We start from the raw sequence: 3,702 nt of genomic DNA, 5'->3' as shown, positions 1-3,702 counted from the left end.
ACGCACGCACTTCCGTACCTAAACGCACGCACTTGCGCCCCCGATGTAACCACCTGTGGAAAATCGTTCGTCGGGACAGTTTTAACCGCTCGTCAGGACGGTAGATGGAATCCTTTAAGGGTGAAGCCGCCTTCCGCCCCTAAACGCACCACCCCGGCATTTGCCATACTATACATAGTATTATAGATTGTATTGTGCTTGTCCCTATCGGCACTTTTCTGCTGACTCAGGGGGTGGGTAAGGGGGTGCTTTAAGGGGGATTTGAGGGTGGGAATCGTCTCTGAGGACTTCCGTCTATTCCCTGCTATTACGGGGCGTACCGGGGTATCGTGACTGCCGTAGAGGATGGATGGCAGCACCGGAGTCTTCAACTGTTCTTAGGGTTGGCGTCGGTGCCCTCCGGGGCAGAGCCTCCCAGAGTATCATACAATAATTATATTATGTATAGTATAGTAATCTGGGGTTTGTGGCGTCTTTATCGGGGGTGTTCTGCTCTAGATACGTAAAAAGAGGTGGGGGTATATCCATCCGGATGTACCCCCACCTCTTTGTCTATTAGCTGCTCAGAGCGCTGTGTCGCCAGGAGTCGTCCACGTGGTGGGCGGGCAGGTGATTGCTCGTCTGCGGTGGTCCGCTGCGATGACTCGTAGCTGGCTTGAGGGTTCTGCAGTCTTGGTGCTCGGAAGGGCGTTTTGATTTCTGCGTCCGTTTAGACTCTCCCTGCTCTTTGGGGTGAGTGTCCTATTGATCGTAGCAGAGTCCCTTGGGTGTTGTTTTAGGGTTTTTTCTTGGTCTTGTGGGTGGTTTTGTAGGCGTTCCAGGAGCGGCGGCGGGTGCCGGTGGCGTCTTGCTGCTTGCGTTGGGCTTTGGTGCGTTGGGCGGTGTGTTCGTTGAGGGTGATGGTGACGATGGTGGTGTTGTCGCTGCCGTAGACGTGGGTGAGTTGTTGTTGTGCCCAGGCTTCGGTGTTGCCGTGGTGGTCGTGGTTGATATCGGTGAGGATGTCGGAGGCGTGATAGCCGTCTTTGGTGCCGATGCGTAGGATGCGTCGGTTTCCGTTGGGGTCTTGGACGGTGATGGTGGGGGTGACGCGTTTATCGGCGTGGGCTTGTGAGCGGGTGATTTTGATGAGGGTGTCGTGGACGGTTTTGAAGCCTTGGGTGCGTCCTTTGGCGCGGGGGCTGGGGGGCATTTCAGTGGTGTGAATTCGTTGCCCATTAGCTAGTAGTTGGGTGGTGTGTTTGTAGCGTGCTCGGGGTTTTTTGTCTTGGGGGGTGCCTTGGGTGTCGGTGGGTGTGGTGGAGGGGGTTTTTGCTCCTGCTTTGGTGCGGATGCGGATGAGCTTGCCCTCTTTGGTGCGGCGGCGTGGGGTGAGGTGTTTGATGGTGCCGTCGTTGTAGAGTTCGGTGAGGGTGCGGCGGTAGTTTTCTCCGGGGGTTTTGCCGTGGTGGAGGTTGCGGATGAGCTTTTCACTGCGTCCGATGAGGGCTGCTAATTCGCGGTTGCTGGTGTGGTAGGTGGTTTTGATGCGGTGGACGATTTCGGCGATGGTGGCTTTGTGAGGGTCAAATTTTTGGTTCATGGTGGTTAGTCTTCGGTGGGGGTGTAGTCGAGGGTGTCTTGTGGGGGGATAAATTCGTGGTCGAAGATGGCGTTATCGCCGGGGGTATAGGTGGATTTGAGGGCTTTGTCGCGAAGCTTGTCGCGCATGGTGCGGGTGGTGGGGGTGGTGTGGTTGCCATGGAGGTAGCCTTGGAGGCGTAGGCGTCCGGATCGACCGTCGTCGGCGCCGCCGTTTTCTATGGGTAGTGACCAGGTGGGGAGGGTGGTGGAGTAGATGGCGTCGCCGTTGATGCCGATGATGGATTCTCCGGGGAGGGTGAGGGCGCCGGTGTCGATGCCGTTGACTTTTTGGTGGAGGACTCGGGCGCGTCCTCGTCCCCAGATTTGTACTGAGTATTCGGGTCGGTAGAAGGCTGCTTGGCGGGGTGTGTGGTGTTGGGGGATGTCGTAGATGTAGGCTTGTCCTTTTTGGCGGACGGTGCTTTGTGCTTGTGGGGGGATGGCTTTGGGATCGTAGGTGATGGCGGTGTAGCTGCGTCCTCGGGAGGCGAAGGCGCCGATGGTTTGGATGAGGATGGCGCGCAGGGCTGCGGCGGTGGCTTTGGCGACGGTGGGGTTTAGGTCGGGGTGGTTGGCGATGGCGTCGCGGGCGTCTTGAAGTTTTTTAGCCCAGGTGTCGAGGGGACGGGCGGCGACGGTGCGGCGGGTGGCTTCGGTGGCACCGGGTTCGTAGCGTTTGCGTTGGGATGATTTGGTGCCGGAGAAGAGGATGCCTTCGCGGATGGTGAAGTGCCACCCGTATTTTTGGGCGATGAAGAGTTCGGAGGCGTCTACCCAGGTGGTGCCGGTGGCGCCGGGGCGGTTGGGGTAGTACCAGCCGCGGGTGGTTTCTTCGAAGGGTAGGCCGAAGATGCCGAGATGTTTCCAGGTGTCGGGGACGGTGAAGGTGACGGCGAAGCGTGCTCGGATGTAGGGGTTTTGGTTCCAGAGGTCTGTTGCTTGGGTGCCGGTGAGTCGGTGTCCTGGTCCGGTGCCTAGTTCGCGGCATAGGGAGGCGTACATGAAGCGTCCGTCGACGTAGGAGAAGGCTGGGATTTTGGGGGTGATGGTGGGGTCGATGAGGGGGATGACGTCGGGGTGGTGGGTGATGGAGTCTCCTGCGACGAGGTGGTCGAGGTGGTGTTGGGTGCTGGTGCGGTGGAGTTCTTCGGTGACGTCGGGGTCTAGGGGGGTGGGGTTGTAGTTGCCCGGTAGGGTGTGTGCCCAGAGGTTTTGTCCGGTGGCGGCGGGGGTGAGCATCAGGGGGGAGGCGCCTTGAAGGCTGGTGCGGAAGAAGTGTCGTAGGACTGATTCGAGTGTGTTCCAGGCTTGGGCTGCTTGGGCGGGGGTGAGGGTGGTGTCGCCGAACCATTCCCCTGCGGTTTTGATGTCGATTTTTTGTAGCGTGTTGGTGTTGTCGAAACGTCCGGTGACGGGGGTGCCGAGCCAGTGTCCGCGAGGGGTTTCCCAGCCGGGGGTTTTAACCAAAAGCCAGTGGCGGGTGTTGCGGTCGTTAGGGGGTATTTTCCCGGTGAAGAGGATGCGGGTGACGGGGGCGCCGCCAACCCGTAGCTGGGCGGCGGTATTGAGCTTATCAGTAAGCGTGGGTTTTTTACGTCCAGGGGTGATATTGGCGGTGAAGGGCACACCGTCAGAGGTGACGCCTTTACCGGTTTCGTAGTCCATAAAGGCGGTAGGGATGGGCTTAACATGCCAGGGAGTAGGACGCATCAGGTGGGTCTTCCTATCCTAAAAACCAACAGTACATTATATTATATATAGTATAACGTATATATGGTGATAATATTTGACAATATATGATATGCTCGATACTGTACTGAGCTTGCGAAGATACGGAATCGAGCAATCATACATTATCTGAAAGATTTATGCCTGCCACCGGTGTACCGGTAGCAGGTTTTTGCGTATCAGTACCAGCCGCCGCCGCGGTAGTAAGGTCGGTACGCTGCCCCCGAGTGGGACGCTGATGAAGCCACGTATCGATAGTGCTTTGGCACCAACCACGGGTTTTTCCAATATAAGCATCAGGGGCAGGGAGCTTGTACTTAGTAATGCTCGTGGGCTTAATATTCAGGATAC

At 57.5% G+C, this 3,702-nt stretch carries 3 protein-coding genes; all 3 read right to left on the bottom strand.

From position 1 onward, the window contains the following. Positions 1–775: 775 nt before the first annotated feature. Positions 776–1,582 (bottom strand): hypothetical protein, encoded by an 807-nt coding sequence (locus HMPREF3164_RS10310; RefSeq protein ID WP_070450886.1) that lies wholly within the window; start codon positions 1,580–1,582, stop codon positions 776–778. Between the two features lie 5 nt (positions 1,583–1,587). Further along, positions 1,588–3,333, bottom strand: a complete 1,746-nt coding sequence (locus HMPREF3164_RS10305; protein ID WP_070450885.1) for a hypothetical protein — start codon at positions 3,331–3,333, stop codon at positions 1,588–1,590. A 136-nt stretch (positions 3,334–3,469) separates the two neighbouring features. After that, a partial coding sequence (locus tag HMPREF3164_RS10300; RefSeq protein ID WP_070450883.1) for a hypothetical protein occupies positions 3,470–3,702 on the bottom strand: 233 nt, incomplete at its 5' end.

This window comes from Rothia sp. HMSC08A08, from assembly GCF_001808385.1.
Classification (GTDB): domain Bacteria; phylum Actinomycetota; class Actinomycetes; order Actinomycetales; family Micrococcaceae; genus Rothia; species Rothia dentocariosa.
Note: the sequence above shows the minus strand (reverse complement) of the source record. Positions and strands in the feature narration are given on the sequence as shown.

Coding starts and splice junctions, on each gene's coding strand:
- HMPREF3164_RS10310 (WP_070450886.1), bottom strand. CDS start 1,582: ATGAACCAAAAATTTGACCCTCACAAAGCCACCATCGCCGAAATCGTC.
- HMPREF3164_RS10305 (WP_070450885.1), bottom strand. CDS start 3,333: ATGCGTCCTACTCCCTGGCATGTTAAGCCCATCCCTACCGCCTTTATG.